Genomic DNA, 16,516 nt, shown 5'->3' on the forward strand with positions numbered 1-16,516 from the left:
CGGTGGACACCCTTGTCTTAAGCTAATAGCTACTACTGCCTTCGCTATTCGGGACTTGAACCCTATAGATAGCGCACATGCTGGGCGCACATAAATAAACACCAAGGCTGCTAGAGCCTTGGTGCTTGAACGAATACTTTTTTACAGTCTAAGAATTTATAAAATTTGATACAATGATTTCTTCAAGTTTTATAAATTCTGGCTGCATGTAAAGCTTCCTCTAATGATGGACTAGACAACCTCTTCGAGAGGCTTCAATAGAAGCTTTTCTTATAACAACTACTTTATAGCTACAAGAATGATACTATTCATCAAGAAGCCGCCCATTATCATGCCATTGACCGTACATTTTGTTTTCTTTCGTATTTTGAATGAACTTGTCTAATCTGCTGTTATATAAATCAGAATCGCTTTTGATGCTTTGAATGGTGTCAATCCGAATTCTTTTATACAAATCGGGAAATCTAACAAAATTCTCATACACTTCCTTATCTTCTTTTAACCTAACCTCTATGTCTTTATCTATTTGAAGAGAGCCCTCTCCCATATCAGGAAGCACTTTTCTTCCCTCATCCGTCATTAACCCAAGCCTTTCAAGTCGGCGAGCACGTTCCTTATTCAGCTCTGTCCAGTTACTTTTTTTAGCTCTAGGTGATAATCTTTGCGCCGTTTGGGTTTCAGATATTTTCTTTTTCGTTCCATCAATCCATCCAAAGCATAAGCATTCCTCCACCGCATCTAGATATAAAACCGTATCTGGTTTCGGTGATACACTCACGATGACCCAGCAAAATTTTTCAAATTTAGCGTTTTCTTGTAGCCACGACCTCAGTTCTTCTCTTGATTTAACAGTCAGTAGGTTTTCAACTTCCATAGCTAAAATATCCCCTCTATTATTTCAATGTATAATACAAATTTTATAGTGATGTGTGGTGTGGAGTCAAAAATAGTACAAGTTAATTTTCGTAGATCTCTATATTGCAGAGCGCACAGTCTGAATCATCAACTTGTTAAATTTCTCTGGTTCTTCAAAGCAAGCATAATGACCTGAGTTTTCGAAAATAATCAGTTCTTTTTTAGGTATATCCATATGCTTGAAGTACTCTTCCACCGTATCATGAGAGATCCGATCATAGCGTCCCATAATAAAATAAATAGGACAATCCACTTCTAGCTTTAGAGCTGTTTCTGATAAATTTATAGAATTCAACTCCCCCCATAGTGTTTCTGTTGAGAAAGAAAAACCCTTCATGAATTGAAAACGCTCCTTCCAAGAAAGGTGGGAGCTTAATATGTAGTGGAGGTTAATCCACATTGCATTTTTCTTGTACGTTACACCCTGAAAGGTAGTAAGCCACTTTCTTTGGGTTACTAAGTCTTGTACTCTTGGATACATTCCTCTTTCAGGCTTCCCTACAGCTGATAAGTCTTTTATGGCTTTGCGATTATTCCTGCGATAGGCTTCATCAAGAGTAAATGCAAAGGAGCGTTCTTCTTCCTCTATTCGGTTAATAGGCTGATTAATCCCCACATAAGCATGCACAAGTGAAGGGATTTGTTTAATTAACAAAACGCCTAATACAGCTCCCATAGAGTGCCCCATAATAAAAAGCTTCTTTTGGTTAAATCTATCACACAGATGCTGAATCAATTCTATTGCATCTAACAGCAGTTGACCGACACTCATTGTTTCTGCCAGGATACTAGGATAATAGGATTTCCCTGCCCCGCGTTGATCCCAATTAATAACAAGGAAGTGGTCTTCTAGCTCTCGATTAAACTTGTGTTGAGCTCCTGTTTGCGGACTTCCGGGACCACCATGCAAAAAAAGTAATAAAGGAAGCTGCTCATTACTTCCACGAGCAACGTACCATTGATCAACCCCACCAAGACATACCTTCTCCACCCTGTTAATCATGACTTAGCCACACCCCTACATACAAAATATTACAAGATATATATAACATAACATTAGCAATTTTCTGTAGTTTAGTCGAATAAAAAATGGATATACCAAGCACATTTCACTTTATTGTCAAATATTCAGGCTATTTTAGTGAGTTTTAGTCATATCTCCCTCTAGCAAATCACAGTAAAGTAAGGTTAATTATTTTGAAAATATAAGAAAAGGAGGAAGATACATGACCCCATTCAAAGTCATGCTAGCAGATGAGGATTCCCTTACACGTGACCTGTTGCGACTCTACTTGAGCCAGGAAGGGATAATGGTGTCAGAGGAATCTGACGGACAAGCCGCGTTACAAAAAGCCCTTTCTTCTGACCTAAATCTAATTGTGTATGATCTAATGCTCCCTGGTATTGATGGTTTTGAATTCTGTTCTCAGATCCATGAACAAAAAAGAACCCCCATCCTAATCCTGACGGAAAAAGATGAGGAAGGGGATCGCTTAAACGGGTTTAAAGCTGGTGCTGACGATTATGTAACAAAGCCTTTTAGCCCACGGGAAATCGTGCATAGGATTTTTGCCATTATTAAGCGTACCGCTAAGATAGCTCCTGGTTACAAGACGAAGACCTTTTCAGCTAGTAGCACCATTATTTTTCCCAAGCTTGTTATTGAACCTTTTACTCGGAAGGTTTTTGTTAACGATACGCATATTGAACTGACATTTATCGAATACGAGCTCCTCTACTATTTAGCCCAGCATGCCGGAAAAGCGCTTAGCCGTGAGCATCTGCTAGCCCATGTTTGGAAATATGACCATATTCGAGATTGCCGTACGGTAGATACTCACGTAAAACGAGTACGTCATAAATTAAATGCCATTTCCCCTGACGTTGGAAGCTATATTCAAACGATTCGTGGAGTTGGTTATAGGATGGAGGCTCTATATCCTCTGTAGGACAATCGTGTATGTAAACGGAATAGCCACAAATCATTAGACCAGTCTCAAGGTTAATGGGACTGGTCTAGCTTTTCAGCAGCCAGCATCAAGTCAAATATTTTCCGTGTTGTGTTTACATTTCTGACGGTCATTTTTTTGTACAGCTCTGTTCCAATGATCTTATTCATGCCACTTTTTGTTACATTCTTTCTATCCACAGACCAAAGAATAGCTCTATTTACGTACATGACCGTATCCACATCTTGTCGAACAGGTAGTTTTTCTAGTACTGACTCATTATCAAACTCTTCCCAGATAAAAAGTACATCACTTTTCATTTGATCATCATTCCTCCAGGTATCGGGGAGAGCAGCCATGACTTGTTTATAGTCATCCAAATCAAGAACAAGGACCTTAATCTCTAAACCAAAGCCTTCGAGGATCGCCTTTTCCAAAATGGAGGGAATTTTAGATTTTGTTTCCGTCCTATTTACAAAAACAATGTTACCAGAGTTTATATATGTTTTAACATGCTCCATTCCAGCCTGCTCAAACACGTTTTTGAGCTGTTTCATATCCACTTTATTTTTTCCGCCTACATTGATTCCACGGAGTAATGCCACATAGACCATTGTAAGACCTCCTTCCATTTAATTATGTAAGGCTAACTCATATCCGTCTAATATAGCTTGTAGACCGGACACGAAGTCCTTGTTTTTCTGAGCGCTCAACTCATTCTGTACTTGCTCCTGCATGGCTTGAAAAAAGTTGGGGTACTTATCCTTTAAACTAACAAAAAAACCTTGAATATGTTCATGAAAAGCTGGGTCAGAGAGTTGCTCCATTTGTAAAGCCTCATCCATCGTATATAGAATCGTATAGTTATTGATCAGATTAGCTATTTCCAGCGCTTTAAGTGGCGTAAAACCTACTTCTATAAGTACGTTTAGCATGTACTCAATGATTTCTAAGCGATAAGGATCAGAAGGAATGGTCTGCATCATGATCTCCGGGCCGCTGCGAATAGAAGACATGGCTTCCTTACTTTCGTTAGCCAGAAACATCATTTTCATTTTCCAATCCCATTCCTGCTTTGGGAAATTCACTTGCTTAGAAATAACACTTGATAACTGTTGAAGCAGTTCTTCTTTATTTTTCACGTGCCAGTAAACAGCCGAAGCTTGTACACCTAACTTTGCTGCTAAAGCTCGCATGGTCAGCGCATGAAGACCTTTTTCATTAATAAGAGAAATGGATGCTTCAATGATTTTTTCCAAGGTTAAATTGCGTTTTTTGACCACCTGACGTTCACTCCTTTAAATGAAGTATAGCACATTTCATTGAACGGCGTTAAATTACTATTGCCAAATTCCCAAACCTTATGTTATTATTGAACAGTGTTAAATTAAAAGAATTTTATTTTTTTTGCACCACAATTGAACAGTGTTAAATTATAATAAAATGGAGGTTCTGACTGATGAAACAAAAATGGATGAAGGGTACGTTAATTGTATTAATCACTCTTTTAGCATTTGAACTGGGGGGAGCTTTTTATGAATGGATTGTTGTAGCATCTCAATGGAGTTCTTATCCTCCCCAATCGTTTAGCATTCTTCAAGGGGAATATGCCTTGCCGCTGGATAGCTTCTGGATGCCCCTACACATGGTAGCGCAGTTTGTCATTGTTCTTTCTTTAATATTATGCTGGAAGGATAAGCAGCGAAGAAAATTCATGTTAATCCTAGTTGGTTTGTATATTGCTTTGAGGGTTCCAACATTTATGTATTTCATTCCAGAGTTGGAGTTTTTTCGTACCACTTCGACTGATACGGCTTGGAGCCAAGGGATGCAGGATCGTGCTGATCGCTGGGTGCTTTTGAGTATAGGACGGACAGCTATTATTGCCGTATCCTATGTGCTTGCTTGGATGGCTTTAAGTGTGAGTACGTTACAGACAAAGGTTAGACTAGATAATGAGAATGTGGTTGGAGTAAACTGAAAGCTTAGTTAAAATTAAAGGCTATCAAAAATCATAAATAAAATAGAGGCCGTGGTTAGATTGCTAATCACGACCTCTATTTTTTTATAGCATTTTCATTTTGATTTAGGTTTTTAAGCATTATCTTTAGAAACTATACATCGTTTGTTCCGCTTCTCCAATCTCATAAAATCAATTCAGATTGAAAAACGATTACCGCTTTGCCTGAAACACTAACTTCAAAAGGTTCTCCTTTTTCAAGCTGTACTTCAACCTCAATCGTTCCGGTTCGTTCCATTGCTTCTCCTTGTTTTGCCTTGAATCGGAAAGAAGATCCATCATGCTTTACCAGTTTGTGGTGAACCAAATATGCACCAAGGGGTCCGTTCGCATTTCCAGTTACAGGGTCCTCGTTGATCCCTATTGCTGGAGCAAACATCCTTCCCTTCACCAGGATATCCTCCTCTGCAGAATCCATCGTGAATACATAATAACCATTACATGCGAGGCGTTTACTCAATTGAGTAAGAGCTTCAAATTTCGGATTAAGCTGATGGAGAAGGATACTGTTTTTTATCCCGATCATCACTTTTGAGTGGCCTGTGGACACAACTTGAATCGGGCAATTTGCCAATAAATCCTGATCTGTAATGTGTAAAGCGTCCAAGAGAAAATCTCTGTTCTCTCCCTCAATGACCGAACCAAATTCGATTTTCCCTTGCCTCATCACGACTTTATAATCGTTTTCTTCGCGGATGACATCAACTGGTAAAATGCCTGCCCCCGTTTTCTGCCTCACTCGTGTTGTATCCAGTTGTTGTTCAACAGCACGTGCATAATGTGCGGCTATCGTTGCATGTCCACAGATAGGCACCTCAACGGTCGGGGTAAAGAAGCGAACGTGAACATCATATGTATGGTCGGTAGAAGAAAAAACAAATGCTGTTTCCGAATTGTTAAGCTCCCTTGCTATCTTCTTCATTTCGTTTTCCGTTAATCCATCCGCATTCGTTATGACTCCAGCAGGATTGCCAGAGAACTTGTTTTTCGTAAACGAATCAATCTGATATAAACGGAATATTCTCATTCCACCGCCTCCTTTTTGCATTAAGATATTTCGGTCGGCATTTGGCTTTAATGAAGCTTCATTCTCTCTTCCATCTGCTCTTTCGTATAAATAAGCTTAGCAGGGTTTCCTCCAACAAAGCAGCCAGCAGGAACATCCTTAATGACGACAGAGCCGGCAGCAACAGTCGCCCCATCCCCGATTTCAATTCCAGGAAGGATTGTCGTGTTTGCTCCAATCATCACTCGCGAACCAATTTTCACTTCACCCAAACGATACTCATCCACTAAGTACTCATGAGCTAGAATAGTCGTATTATACCCAATGACCGTATTCCGGCCAATTGAGATTTTTTCAGGGAACATAATATCCACCATCACCATTAAAGCGACGGCGGAATCTTTGCCTACCTTCATCCTAAGAAACGTTCGAAAAATCCAATTCTTTAAGGAAAGGAAGGGACAGTATCTAGCGATTTGGATAAAAACAAAATTTTTAATCACCTTGAAAAAAGGCACCGTTCGGTAGACCTGAGCCAAAGAGTTTTTTTCCTTTACCGGATATCTAGTCGTTCTTCTCATACGAATCCCTCACTATGTTCGTTGCACAATAGGTAAAAGATCTTTAATACTATGAAGCATGTAGGTTGGAGAAAAGGATTGTAAGTACTTCTCGCCCTTCAAGCTCCAAGCTACCCCAGCTGAGTCTACCCCTGCTCTTTGAGCCGCTTCAATATCAAAACGACTATCTCCTACCATTAGAGTTTTAGGGGCTAACGCTCCTAAATCAGACATAGCTTTCAGTACAGGCTCAGGATGTGGCTTCGGTTGGGTTACGTCTTGTAGGGTAACGACCGTATCGAAGTAGCTATCAATTTGGCATAGCTTTAAGCCCATTTCCGTTGTTAACCTCTGCTTTGTCGTGACAATGCCCATTTTCACACCTAAATGCTTCAGCTCTTCTAGCACTTCCTTCACATGTGGAAAGGCCTGTACCAGTTCATCATGCTTGCTTAGATTATATTCTCTATATACCTTCGTAAGCTCATCCACCTTATCAGGAGCGTAGTGAGCCATAATGTCATTTAAAGTCTTCCCCATATGAGGGATAATTTCCTCACGCGTATGCTGGCCCTCGGGAAAAAATTGCTTGAGAGCATGTAGCATAGAGCTAATAATTAAATCATTTGTATCTAATATGGTGCCATCTAAATCAAATAATACCGTTGTGTATGTCATAAAATGTATGGTCCCTTCTATACATCTTTACTTCCTTTATGCTTAATTTCATCGCTTAACTCAAACTCATTTAAGTAACAGTTTATTAGTTACTTTACACATTATTACTTTGCCGTCTTTTCGGTCAACTGAGTTGGCTTCTGCTCGAGCCTCTTCCAAATGGCGGCAACAACAAGAGTTAATAGAATAGCTACAATTAATCGAATGAGAAGAAGTGGCCAAACTGGTATCCCTAAAGGAATAAAAATAAGAGTATCCTCAATCACAGCATGGCAGGCCACAAGGAAAATAAAAAGCAGATAGACATCCTTCTTCTTAATGTTATCCTCCTTGACGGCCTGAATAATAACTCCTGCTCCATAGGCAAGACCAAATAACAGTCCCGCCCCTAACGTAGTAGCCGTATTAGCTGGAAGTCCTAGCATTTTCGTGACCGGTCTCATCGATTTTGTAAATACCTGTAGGAAGCTACGATCCTTCATCCATTGAATAAAGATCATAAGTGGAATGACGATCAGCGCAAGCTGGACAATTCCCATTAATGCTGTCTGTACCCCATATAAGCCAATAGCTAGCCATCCTTCTGGCTGAGCGGGCTCAGTGCTCATAAAGCCATATTGTGCCTGTTCAGCTCCGCCGTTCCAAAACAAATGAATGAGTAATGCAGATAGAACAGCTAGTCCGACTCTAACAATAATGGCTACAGACATGCGTATGCCAACCTTGGCAGCAACGGCTGATTCGATAATTAGATTATGTGAAAAGGACATCATCACAGCAAGAATAAATACTTCTTTGACCGTAAGATCTAAGCTTAAAATCGCTCCAATTCCAGCATACAAATTAACTAGGTTGGCTAAAACAAGCGGAATCGCCGTTTCACCTGAAAGCCCGATCCACTGCATCAGCGGGGAACAGAGCCAAATAATCCAATCAATAACCGGAGTAAAAGAAAGGATGGTCATGATTAGAGTGACTGGAAAAATCACTTTACCAAGAATCCATGTTGTTTTAACACCTGCTTGTAGCCCAGTATAAAGCGTATTCTTCCAGCTAGGTGGAGCGGTTTTCTGCTCATTCATAGATCATTACTTCTTTCCTGATTTTTTCTTTTTCTTTGGTTTTTTAGCTTGAGTTGTTGCTTGCTCAGAGCCAGAAACCGCTGGAACGTAATTTGGATTGTAATAAAGTTCAGTTTGTCCTTTTTTACGACGAACAATAATGGCTGTTACCGCAATACCGATTAAAACTAAGCTGATCACCTGAGCCACTCGTAGACTATCCGTCAGCATTAAGCTGTCTGTTCTAAGTCCTTCAATGAAAAATCTTCCGGCAGAATACCAAATCACATAGGAGAAAAATAGCTCTCCTAAGCGTAGATTCAGCTTGCGTAACCCAACAAGCACGAAAAATCCTAATAGATTCCATAACGATTCATACAAAAAAGTAGGCTGGTGATAATAGTATCCAGGCTGCAGACCACCACCAGGGTTGGAATTATAAATATACATTTGATTAATGATAAACTCAGGAAGCTGTAAGTTTTCTAAAAAGCCTCGATCTACAGGCCCACCATGAGCCTCTTGATTCATAAAGTTACCCCAGCGCCCAATCGCTTGAGCCAGAATAATCTGAGGAGCTGCGATATCTGCTACTCGCCAAAAAGGAAGGTTTCTTTTCTTACAAAAGATAATAGCTGTGATCACCGCTGCAATCAAAGCACCATGTATCGCCAAACCACCATTCCAAATGGCAAAAATTTGGCCAGGGTTATTCACATAAAACTCCCATTCAAATAGAACATAGTATATACGCCCACCTATAACTCCAGCTGGCACTCCAAAAAGAACTAAATCTAGAAATACGTCTGAGCTCATACCGTGCTTTTTGGATTCCCTGATACTCAGTAGTAAACCTGCTAAAACAGCAGTACCAAGTATAATTCCGTACCAATGCACGGGTAAAGATCCTATTTGAAAGGCAATCGAATTTAAAGGTTCATTCATTTCCATTTCTCCATTTCTTCCTTTTCTTTAAAAATCCTCATTTTCATCATTCATAATCGTTTCCTTTAAGCGTTGCTCAAACGATTCAGCAGCGTTAAAGCCCATTCGCTTTAAGCGGAAATTCATCGCTGCTACCTCAATAATAACGGCAAGGTTTCGACCAGGTCGGACAGGAATGGTGATGAGTGGAACCTTTGTATCAATAACCTTAATCGTTTCCTCATCTAATCCCAAACGATCATATTGCTTGTTTTGATCCCAATTTTCAAGGCGACAGACCACAGACACCTTTTTAAAATTCCGGACTGCTCCAGCCCCAAAAAGAGTCATGACATTAATGATCCCGACACCTCGTATCTCAAGCAGATGTCTAATAATTTCAGGAGGATTTCCTATTAATATATTTTCAGCCGTCTGACGAATAATGACGTTATCATCGGCAACTAAACGATGTCCTCGTTTCACAATTTCAAGCGCCGTTTCACTTTTCCCTATTCCACTATTTCCGGTAATAAGTACACCAACACCGTAAATATCAACTAATACGCCATGCATCGTTGTACTCGGAGCAAGCTTACTTTCCAAAAAGTTAGTTAGCTTACTAATAAGCTGAGTCGTTGGAAGCGGGCTACGCAATACTGGAATTTGAAAGGAAGCTGCTGCTTCTAGGAGCTCCTTGGGCGCCTCCATACCACGAGAGATACAGATGCAGGGCGTTTCGTCTCGACATAAGCGCACCATACGATCCTTCTTAACTGAAGCGGCTAATCCAGAGAAGAAGCTCAGCTCAGTTTTACCTAACAGCTGCACCCGATTGGCTGGATAATATGTAAAGTAGCCGGATAATTCGATTCCAGGTCTAGATATATCACTTGTTTTAATAGAACGTCCTAGGCCTTCCTCCCCCACTAAAACCTCGAACTTCAAGGGATTGACAATTTCACGCACTTTAATTGGACTCATGGACAGCACTTCCTTTGCCAGTGTATAACTTGCCTATAGTTCATTTTCTAAAGCTTATCGACTATAGTTCTCATCTTTTATAGTTCATTTTTCTATAGTTTATTGCCTATAGTTCATCTTTTATAGTTTATCACTAATAGGGAAAAAGAAGCTAGGTTTTTACCTAGCTTCTTTCAACATGCATGCCTTCTTTAGCATTGCTCTAGCTTTGCTTCTCCTATGCTTTCATTGTGGAGTTACGCTACTCCACCTCCCTACCTTGTAACTCGATTAACGACAAGCTTTTGAATCAATGTATTTAGAATACTAATGATTATCCCAGCAATAAAGGCCGTGCCAAATCCATCAATAACAAAGCCATCTATAAAGGATGCGGTAATCAGTAAGGTAATCGCATTAATAACAAGAAGGAATAAGCCTAGAGTGATGACGGTAATCGGTAGTGTTAAAAATATGAGAATAGGACGAACTATCCCATTAACTATCGATAGAATGACAGCCGCTAATAAAGCCACTCCCGCACCATCAATGGAAAATTTGGTTAACCAACCGGCCACAATCATAAGTGTAGCCCAATTGACCAAAATTCCAAGCAACCATCTCACATTTAATCAGCCTCTCTTTCAACAATTTGAATGGAACCCGTGTTGGTTTTCGCCTTCACCTGGTGCCTTTGTTCTTCTCCTTGTTCAAAATGATACGCCTTAAGCTTTGAGCTCTCTTCATCTATATTAACACGAGTATGAGGAATTTGTACGTTGATTTGCCCATGATTCGTATTTAGTTCCCCATAAACCCCTCTACTTAATCTAGGGAAAGTCACACGAATTAGCCCATTGCTTGTTTCCGCTTGAATCTTACTATTCTCTTCGCTCGTTTGCTCCAAGCGAATACTGCCGTTCGTTGTTCCACAGGTGAACTCTTTTAATTGACCTCCGGCTTGAATGCTACCGTTTGTCGTTTGACAGCTGGCTTGCTCCACGTCTACTTTTCTTAAATGGATGCTACCGTTAGAAGTCTGTAAATCACACTGTTTAAATTCGGCTTGGTTAAATTGAATTCTTCCATTAGAAGTCTGTCCATCTACCTTTAAACCTATGACATCATTTACTCGGATAGAACCGTTCGTCGTAATCAGCTTCACTTCGTTAATTTCAAAATCGTTTAGGCGGATAGAGCCATTATTTGAGGAAACATGTAACGATTGATAGATATGCAGAGGTAGCATGACCTCTATCGTTAAACGTATACCTTTTTTCTCTATCGCTTTAAACATAAACGAATCTCCAACATAGGAATGCTCTAAAATTTCCTCCAAAGCTCGGCGTGCTTCTGCCTCATCCTTTGTTCTGGATACAACTGCATTCACCTCTAATTGAGCGTAATCCTTCTCCCATGGATTAATTCGTAAGCTTCCGTTAGATACACTAAAATCAATTTCTGTCGGCTTAAAGTTTTGAATCTGAATCACTTCAGTAACCTTAGCCCCACCACCGATATTAAAATCTAGGTCTAAGTCTAAATCAAGGTTTTGAACCTTTTCCACCGCTTTACCGATGAAGTCCATCAGCTTGGAAGCTCCTTTATTTGCACTCCCGATAATTTTTTCCGTAGCATCATGCAGGTCATCTTTAAACTTGTTATATTGCTCTCTATTATCCTTTTTCGTTTGCTCAGAGCCTTCACCATCATCCTCAAAGAAGTCATAGTCATCTTCTTTAGTGTTCTTTTTATCTAATGCCGTGATTAAAGCAAAACCCTCTTCAGCCGTAATTTTACCCTCTTCAATCATTTTTAAAATCATTTTCTTTTCATCCATTTTTTGTTCCTCCTTGATATTCACTTTTTTGGAATTTCTCAATAAAATCGTTATATGCCTTCAATATCTTGTCTTCACTAGGGATAAACTTAGGTAAGTCTTCGCTTCCTCTATAGCACTAGATCTGATTAATTCTCTTTAATGCTTCCTCTGACGAAATTTCACCACGATTGAGTTGATTTAAAATTTCTTGCTTCAGCTCCGATTTCTCACCTGGCGTATATTCCTGCTCGTAGCCTAAAGCCTCAATCACTTGTTCAAGACGATTCCTCACCGTTGGGTAGGAGATGTTCAGTTCTCTTTCCATTTCTTTAATAGAGCCCCTCACCTTAATAAATATTTCTACGAATTTCAGCTGTTCTTCCGTTAAGGAACCTAATCGACTTGTTTCAAAGCGACCAGAAATCGTTGTTTTACATGAGTCACATTTAAGCTCCTGAACCACTAACCTAGACTCACATACTGGGCATTGCTGTGGAATGCGATGCTTCATCGTAACATCCTCCTTTTATTTTTCTTTTTAGAATACTCGCATAGCTGTTTATTAATTAAAGTATACCCCATATTCAATAATTTTCAACACTTATTTTAAATAAATTAATATTAACTTTAATTTTATTAATGTATTATATTTAATTCGTCAATATTTTAGCATCCCTCTTCCTTCTCCTTCTGTTTCTTAAAATAGGAATGAAGTCACACAAATTCAATTAAACATTTCGTAGAAATCTGTCGATATAGTTAGTAAATCATTGTAAAACAGACGACATGGATTTAAATATCTAGGATAAGTGAGGCAGAACTATGGATAGGACATCACTAATTGGAATTATTTTAGGGGTACTTGCAGTAGGAGTAGGAATGGCATTAAAGGGAGCTAGCCCGGCAGCTTTATTAAATTTTCCAGCCATCCTCATTATCTTTGTAGGAACAGCAGCATCCATTGCGATCGCTTTTCCTGGCAGTGAGCTTAAACGGATACCGAAGCTATTTGGTATTTTATTTTCTAATCAGCAGGAGATGAGTGAAAAGGAGTTAATCCCCCTTTTTAGAGATTGGGCAACGATTGCTCGTAAAGAAGGTCTTTTGGCTTTAGAAAGTCATGTAGAGGAAATTAAAGAGCCCTTCCTAAAACATGGAATGAAAATGGTCATTGATGGACAGCCTCCTGAGTTCATTAGAGAAATTTTAGAGGATGATTTACATTCGATGGAGGAGCGTCACCTTGCAGGGGCAAGTATTTTTAGCCAAGCTGGAACTTATGCACCAACCTTAGGGGTTTTAGGAGCTGTTATTGGATTGGTCGCTGCTTTAGGAAGTCTTGATGATATTGATGCACTCGGACCCGCTATAGCTGCTGCGTTTATTGCTACATTAATGGGTATCTTTACGGGGTATGTTTTATGGCATCCTTTTGCAAATAAGCTTAAAAGAAAATCAAAACGTGAATTACATATTAAACAAATTATGATTGAATCCATATTGGCTATTCAAAGTGGTATTTCTGCAAGAGTTATTGAGGATAAAATTTTAACGTATATTCCTTCCAAAGAGCGTCAATTAGATACCGCTAGTGAAGAAGGTGAGAGCATTAATGTCTAAAAGAAAAAAGCAAAAGCATCATGAGGAGCATATTGATGAATCCTGGCTAATCCCTTATGCCGATATTTTAACCCTGCTCCTAGCTCTTTTTATCGTTCTATTTGCTTCAAGCTCTGTCGATGCAACTAAGTTTGAACAGCTTTCTCGATCATTAAATCAAGCTTTATCCGGGGGAACTGGTGTGATGCAGTATCAGAATCCCGTTCCAGGGACAACCCCGTCTGAGATACCTTCGAGGGATTATGCTGACGTTAATACTGAGGAGCATGAAGATGAGTTCCAAAGGCTCCTTGACACGTTTGCCGATGAAAATGATTTACGAGCGCTTATAGAACTGCAGCGCAGGATCAATGCGTATATTCAGGATAAAGACCTAGCTCTGAGCCTTCAAACAGAGCTCACAAGAGAAGGACTGCTAATTACGATTTTGGATAATGCGTTATACTCTTCAGGAAGTGCAACTGTTCGTCCTGATGCGGTGACTTTAGCTAGAGAAATATCTGGTCTATTAGTTACTGACCCACCTAGAAGGATTGAAATATCGGGGCACACGGATAACGTTCCAATCGGTAGAGCTTCTGCTTTCAGATCGAACTGGGATTTAAGTGCTATGCGTGCTGTTAACTTCTTAGAGATATTACTTGAAAATGAAGATCTTGACCCAAGAAAGTTTACAGCAGCTGGGTATGGGGAGTACAATCCAGTGGCTACTAATGATACAGATGAAGGAAAGTCTAAGAACAGAAGGGTTGAGGTATTAATTCTTCCTTATGAGGTTGAAACGGATTAACATCATAGAGTATGGAATAAAGTCTAATATGGAAACGAAATGAAGTGCAAAAATACACTTAATGGACTATAAATTTAACAAATTTGAGTTACCAAATGCAAAAATACACTTAGTTCTCGGGAAAAAGCTCTATTTTCTCCTTAAATGAGAACATAAGTGTATTTTTGCTCTTAGATGCCTGAATTTCTTAATAGAGGCAGGAATAAGTGTATATTTGCATCTATTACAAGCTATCCATGCCTCGTTTTTCGAATCTGTAACACTTTTGAAAGTCTAGTCCAAGTTACACACATCAAACTCAAACTCCAACCCTAACCCCTCCTCCACTCTTAATTCAGTTTAGTTAGTATGAATTTTATTATAATGCTGTGTTAAAGCATTCCATAATAATGGAGAGCTTCATTCAGATAAGGTTCGCCTTCTTCCATCAAGCGTCTTTCTCCTTCACTCCATTGATCTCGGTCCTGATCCACTCGGAGAAAAGCAGCTATCACATTTGGATCATCGGTTATAATTCCGCTGATCATTGTTTTCCAATCGTCACAAAGCTTCTTGACTAAATCTGATTCTAGTGGCACCTTAGATGCACTGAAAGCAGCTGCAAATAAGATAACCCTTCTAAATTCGTTATAAAATAGTAGCATCTCTTTGTTTGTTTTAAATATGGCTTCCATCAACTCAGCATCTTCTGCTGGAAACTGATAGTCACCCCAATGGTCAATTTGATCGAGGTTTAAATGGTTCATTAGATACGCTAAGATGCTCCAGGGAACCTCGTATCCCCTAGCCATTAACTGTTTAGAAACATCAATAGCATTTAATTTTGCTTCCAAGCTTCCCATTTGCCGATACAATAAAGCGCTCTGATCATCAAATAGTTTTTCAAGCTCCTTTGAGGAATCGGGGTTCTTTATTTTAGTCTTTATCTTTTCTAAAGGAAAGCCTAGACCTTTATAAAAGTTTATTTGGGTCAGTAATCTTACATGCTCTTCATTGTAAAGCCTATGACCCTTGTCATTTTTATCTGCAACAAGGATCTGTTCGTTGTCATAATATTGGAGCGTTCTTCTAGAAACCTTACACAGAATGGAAAGCTCCTTGATTGTGTATGTTTTCATAGCATCTACCTCTATTCTAAGGTAAGGATAAAGTCTTGAATCGTTTCAGCTAGCTTTTCAGGGTACTCGCCATTTAGGGCATGTGAAGCGTTAGAGAATAAAACAACGCTACTTTTTTGATGCATCAAAGATTCTTTGGCGAGTGAGTATGATTTTTCTGCGTTGTGCATCGTAGAATTGTCAGCTAAAATCGCTAGAACGGGTACACTGATTTCTTCTAACTGCTCTGCTCTTATTTGAGTAGGATGAGGTAGCTTACTTTTAAACGTTCTCATTCCCGTCTCGATCAACCTAGCGACGGGCTCCTCTTCATTAACTTCGGCTCCACCAGATATATAGCTTAGCATCCTCTCTCTAATGGATTGCGGAATAATGGGTATAGAGGCTGGAATGGAAGCGGCAATCATTTTTAATGGAATAGGTCCAAACACTTGTATGGGATCAATTAAAACTAACGATTGAACTTGTGGAAGTTCCTCTTGAATGATTACATTGGTGGCATTCCAGCCTCCAAAGGATAGACCCAATAAATGAATTTGAGGTTCTTCTAATGCAATAATGACCTCTTTTAGCCAAGTGGCTTGATCATACTCATCCTTTATCTTAACCGTTTCAGTACTTAGTCCCGGTTCTCCAATTAAATCGATCGTATAGACAGGACGATGGCTCATAAAGTCTATCAAGTTTGGCTCCCACATCGGAGTAGAGGCTGCCTTCCCTGGAAGAATTAATAGTGGAGCCTGGTTCGCAGTAGCTGAGTCTAAAAATGTATATACTTTAACCTCTCCAAAGCTAGTTGATATGATTTTTTCATTTTGTGGTTCAGGTAAGCCTTTCATAGCTTCCTCATACACTTCTTTAAACTCTTGCTCCCCTTCTATACTGACAAAAGATGAAACTCCATGATCTGGCTTAAATAAAGAAAATCCTAATGAACCGATTAGTAATAGAAAGATGACTAAAACTATATAAAACTTTTTTCTCTTTTTTCTCATCATAGCACTCCCTTTATGGTTTTAAAACAAGAGTAACGTATGACGTAACGTAATATGCAAGTACATTTTCAAGATGAAGCTAGGCGGGGTTATAT

General features: G+C 39.4%; 19 protein-coding genes. 4 read left to right on the plus strand and 15 right to left on the minus strand.

All coding sequences use genetic code 11. The features are described from left to right. Positions 1–304: 304 nt before the first annotated feature. Both J2S11_RS21480 and J2S11_RS21485 read right to left on the minus strand, forming a co-directional pair. Complete coding sequence (locus J2S11_RS21480) at positions 305–874, minus strand: YdeI/OmpD-associated family protein (RefSeq protein WP_307398137.1); 570 nt, start codon at positions 872–874, stop codon at positions 305–307. Between the two features lie 99 nt (positions 875–973). Continuing rightward, positions 974–1,918 (minus strand): alpha/beta fold hydrolase, encoded by a 945-nt coding sequence (locus J2S11_RS21485; protein ID WP_307398138.1) that lies wholly within the window; start codon positions 1,916–1,918, stop codon positions 974–976. 223 nt (positions 1,919–2,141) lie between these two features. Here J2S11_RS21485 and J2S11_RS21490 point away from each other — a divergent pair, with 223 nt between their 5' ends. Continuing rightward, complete coding sequence (locus tag J2S11_RS21490; protein WP_307398140.1) at positions 2,142–2,864, plus strand: response regulator transcription factor; 723 nt, start codon at positions 2,142–2,144, stop codon at positions 2,862–2,864. 53 nt (positions 2,865–2,917) lie between these two features. On the opposite strand, the gene J2S11_RS21495 is transcribed toward J2S11_RS21490, so the two are convergent. Together J2S11_RS21495 and J2S11_RS21500 are read right to left on the minus strand one after the other, a co-directional pair. Next, complete coding sequence (locus J2S11_RS21495) at positions 2,918–3,478, minus strand: DUF1697 domain-containing protein (protein WP_307398142.1); 561 nt, start codon at positions 3,476–3,478, stop codon at positions 2,918–2,920. Between the two features lie 18 nt (positions 3,479–3,496). Next, positions 3,497–4,147 carry a TetR/AcrR family transcriptional regulator C-terminal domain-containing protein gene (locus J2S11_RS21500; RefSeq protein WP_307398144.1) on the minus strand — a complete coding sequence of 217 codons (651 nt, stop codon included), beginning with the start codon at positions 4,145–4,147 and terminating at the stop codon, positions 3,497–3,499. Positions 4,148–4,323: 176 nt separating this feature from the next. On the opposite strand from J2S11_RS21500, the gene J2S11_RS21505 reads away from it, so the two are divergent. Further along, the gene (locus J2S11_RS21505; RefSeq protein WP_307398145.1) at positions 4,324–4,845 is read left to right on the plus strand and encodes a hypothetical protein; all 522 of its coding nucleotides are present in this window, start codon (positions 4,324–4,326) and stop codon (positions 4,843–4,845) included. 163 nt (positions 4,846–5,008) lie between these two features. Here J2S11_RS21505 and J2S11_RS21510 read toward each other — a convergent pair whose 3' ends face one another. The 9 genes from J2S11_RS21510 to J2S11_RS21550 form a co-directional block, all read right to left on the minus strand. After that, entirely contained in the window at positions 5,009–5,911 is a 903-nt protein-coding gene (locus tag J2S11_RS21510) for a PhzF family isomerase (protein ID WP_307398147.1), read from the minus strand. A gap of 47 nt (positions 5,912–5,958) precedes the next feature. Then, positions 5,959–6,471, minus strand: a complete 513-nt coding sequence (locus J2S11_RS21515; RefSeq protein ID WP_307398149.1) for an acyltransferase — start codon at positions 6,469–6,471, stop codon at positions 5,959–5,961. 12 nt (positions 6,472–6,483) lie between these two features. Next, entirely contained in the window at positions 6,484–7,128 is a 645-nt protein-coding gene (gene ppaX, locus J2S11_RS21520; RefSeq protein WP_307398151.1) for a pyrophosphatase PpaX, read from the minus strand. Positions 7,129–7,232: 104 nt separating this feature from the next. Continuing rightward, positions 7,233–8,210 carry a nucleoside recognition domain-containing protein gene (locus tag J2S11_RS21525; protein ID WP_307398153.1) on the minus strand — a complete coding sequence of 326 codons (978 nt, stop codon included), beginning with the start codon at positions 8,208–8,210 and terminating at the stop codon, positions 7,233–7,235. A 6-nt stretch (positions 8,211–8,216) separates the two neighbouring features. Beyond that, positions 8,217–9,140, minus strand: coding sequence for a prolipoprotein diacylglyceryl transferase (gene lgt, locus J2S11_RS21530; protein ID WP_370875590.1), 924 nt, complete (start codon positions 9,138–9,140; stop codon positions 8,217–8,219). A gap of 21 nt (positions 9,141–9,161) precedes the next feature. After that, on the minus strand, positions 9,162–10,097 hold the full coding sequence (gene hprK / locus J2S11_RS21535) for an HPr(Ser) kinase/phosphatase (RefSeq protein ID WP_307398156.1): 936 nt from the start codon (positions 10,095–10,097) through the stop codon (positions 9,162–9,164). Between the two features lie 254 nt (positions 10,098–10,351). Continuing rightward, positions 10,352–10,702: a phage holin family protein gene (locus tag J2S11_RS21540; protein ID WP_307398158.1), complete on the minus strand. Its 351-nt coding sequence runs from the start codon at positions 10,700–10,702 to the stop codon at positions 10,352–10,354. Positions 10,703–10,704: 2 nt separating this feature from the next. Further along, positions 10,705–11,916, minus strand: coding sequence for a DUF4097 family beta strand repeat-containing protein (locus J2S11_RS21545; protein ID WP_307398160.1), 1,212 nt, complete (start codon positions 11,914–11,916; stop codon positions 10,705–10,707). A gap of 118 nt (positions 11,917–12,034) precedes the next feature. Further along, positions 12,035–12,409, minus strand: coding sequence for a DUF2089 domain-containing protein (locus J2S11_RS21550; protein ID WP_307398162.1), 375 nt, complete (start codon positions 12,407–12,409; stop codon positions 12,035–12,037). Positions 12,410–12,720: 311 nt separating this feature from the next. Between J2S11_RS21550 and motA the strand changes: the two genes are divergently transcribed. Together motA and motB are read left to right on the plus strand one after the other, a co-directional pair. Further along, a complete protein-coding gene (gene motA, locus J2S11_RS21555; RefSeq protein ID WP_307398163.1) occupies positions 12,721–13,518 on the plus strand; it encodes a flagellar motor stator protein MotA in 798 nt (265 codons plus the stop codon). Beyond that, on the plus strand, positions 13,511–14,308 hold the full coding sequence (motB, locus tag J2S11_RS21560) for a flagellar motor protein MotB (RefSeq protein WP_307398165.1): 798 nt from the start codon (positions 13,511–13,513) through the stop codon (positions 14,306–14,308). The genes motA and motB overlap by 8 nt, the downstream gene beginning before the upstream one ends. Positions 14,309–14,679: 371 nt before the next feature. Here the strand turns inward: motB and J2S11_RS21565 are convergent, their stop codons facing one another. After that, positions 14,680–15,426: a MerR family transcriptional regulator gene (locus J2S11_RS21565; RefSeq protein ID WP_307398167.1), complete on the minus strand. Its 747-nt coding sequence runs from the start codon at positions 15,424–15,426 to the stop codon at positions 14,680–14,682. An 11-nt stretch (positions 15,427–15,437) separates the two neighbouring features. Further along, on the minus strand, positions 15,438–16,421 hold the full coding sequence (locus tag J2S11_RS21570) for an alpha/beta fold hydrolase (RefSeq protein ID WP_307398169.1): 984 nt from the start codon (positions 16,419–16,421) through the stop codon (positions 15,438–15,440). Positions 16,422–16,516: the final 95 nt, after the last annotated feature.

It is taken from the genome of Bacillus horti (assembly GCF_030813115.1).
GTDB classification, from domain to species: domain Bacteria; phylum Bacillota; class Bacilli; order Caldalkalibacillales; family JCM-10596; genus Bacillus_CH; species Bacillus_CH horti.

Coding starts and splice junctions, on each gene's coding strand:
- J2S11_RS21480 (WP_307398137.1), bottom strand. CDS start 874: ATGGAAGTTGAAAACCTACTGACTGTTAAATCAAGAGAAGAACTGAGG.
- J2S11_RS21485 (WP_307398138.1), bottom strand. CDS start 1,918: ATGATTAACAGGGTGGAGAAGGTATGTCTTGGTGGGGTTGATCAATGG.
- J2S11_RS21490 (WP_307398140.1), top strand. CDS start 2,142: ATGACCCCATTCAAAGTCATGCTAGCAGATGAGGATTCCCTTACACGT.
- J2S11_RS21495 (WP_307398142.1), bottom strand. CDS start 3,478: ATGGTCTATGTGGCATTACTCCGTGGAATCAATGTAGGCGGAAAAAAT.
- J2S11_RS21505 (WP_307398145.1), top strand. CDS start 4,324: ATGAAACAAAAATGGATGAAGGGTACGTTAATTGTATTAATCACTCTT.
- J2S11_RS21510 (WP_307398147.1), bottom strand. CDS start 5,911: ATGAGAATATTCCGTTTATATCAGATTGATTCGTTTACGAAAAACAAG.
- J2S11_RS21515 (WP_307398149.1), bottom strand. CDS start 6,471: ATGAGAAGAACGACTAGATATCCGGTAAAGGAAAAAAACTCTTTGGCT.
- ppaX (WP_307398151.1), bottom strand. CDS start 7,128: ATGACATACACAACGGTATTATTTGATTTAGATGGCACCATATTAGAT.
- J2S11_RS21525 (WP_307398153.1), bottom strand. CDS start 8,210: ATGAATGAGCAGAAAACCGCTCCACCTAGCTGGAAGAATACGCTTTAT.
- lgt (WP_370875590.1), bottom strand. CDS start 9,140: ATGGAAATGAATGAACCTTTAAATTCGATTGCCTTTCAAATAGGATCT.
- hprK (WP_307398156.1), bottom strand. CDS start 10,097: ATGAGTCCAATTAAAGTGCGTGAAATTGTCAATCCCTTGAAGTTCGAG.
- J2S11_RS21545 (WP_307398160.1), bottom strand. CDS start 11,916: ATGGATGAAAAGAAAATGATTTTAAAAATGATTGAAGAGGGTAAAATT.
- J2S11_RS21550 (WP_307398162.1), bottom strand. CDS start 12,409: ATGAAGCATCGCATTCCACAGCAATGCCCAGTATGTGAGTCTAGGTTA.
- motA (WP_307398163.1), top strand. CDS start 12,721: ATGGATAGGACATCACTAATTGGAATTATTTTAGGGGTACTTGCAGTA.
- motB (WP_307398165.1), top strand. CDS start 13,511: ATGTCTAAAAGAAAAAAGCAAAAGCATCATGAGGAGCATATTGATGAA.
- J2S11_RS21565 (WP_307398167.1), bottom strand. CDS start 15,426: ATGAAAACATACACAATCAAGGAGCTTTCCATTCTGTGTAAGGTTTCT.
- J2S11_RS21570 (WP_307398169.1), bottom strand. CDS start 16,421: ATGAGAAAAAAGAGAAAAAAGTTTTATATAGTTTTAGTCATCTTTCTA.